The 840-nt window shown below is 77.1% G+C and carries 1 pseudogene; it reads right to left on the reverse strand.

Annotation, left to right across the window (positions count from 1 at the left end):
* Nucleotides 1–89: 89 nt before the first annotated feature.
* Nucleotides 90–840: pseudogene (locus HMPREF0731_RS22090) on the reverse strand (cobyrinate a,c-diamide synthase); the annotation flags it as partial.

An 840-nucleotide genomic window follows, 5' to 3' on the forward strand; every position in this document is an offset into this window, starting at 1 on the left:
GTCGCCGGGCGGCGGGGCGAGGGCGGCGGCACGCAGCGCTTCCAGGCTGGCGAAGGGCGTGGCGAGGTCGTCGGGCAGGGCGGTCAGGGTCACGGGCGCGCCTCCTCCTCGGTGGCGATGGCGTGGAAGAAGCTGCCGGAGACCCGGCCGCGCCGCCCGCCCGCCGCGCCCAGGGGCTGGCCGGCGGCGTCCGCCAGGGTGGCGAAGGGGGCGTCGGACCCGGCCTCGCTGACGGTGGCGTAGTGGAATTCATGGCCGCGCAGCAGGGTGCCGGCGCGGCCCAGCGGCCCATCCGCCAGCAGCCTGGCGGCGCGGTAGCCCAGCGTCATGCGGCGGCGGGCGAAGCTGGTGGCGTGGCCGAGCAGCCCGGCCATGGCGTGGCGGGTGCCGGAGGCATCCTCCAGCCCCTCTCCCAGCAGCATGTAGCCGCCGCATTCGCCATGCACGGGCCGGGTTCCGGCGAAGCGGCGCAGCCCGGCCAGGAAGCGCGTGGCGGCGGCCAGCCGGCCGGCCTGCAATTCGGGATAGCCGCCGGGCAGCCAGCAGGCATCGGCCGAGTCGTCCGGCGCCTGGTCGGCCAGCGGCGAGAAGGGCAGCAGCTCGGCCCCCGCCGCGCGCCAGCCGGAGAGCAGATGCGGATAGAGGAACGAAAAAGCATCATCCTGCGCGATGGCGATGCGCTGGCCCGGCGGCGGCAAGGGCGGTGCGGCATCGGCCGCCAGGGCGGGCAGGGGCGAAGCGGCGGCGGCGATGGCGTCGAGCTCCAGCCCGGCCTCGGCGAGGTCCGCCAGGCGGTCCAGCAGGGCGGGCAGGTCGCCCTGCTCGCGCGCCTGGACAAGG

This window comes from Pseudoroseomonas cervicalis ATCC 49957 (genome assembly GCF_000164635.1).
Classification (GTDB): Bacteria; Pseudomonadota; Alphaproteobacteria; order Acetobacterales; family Acetobacteraceae; genus Pseudoroseomonas; species Pseudoroseomonas cervicalis.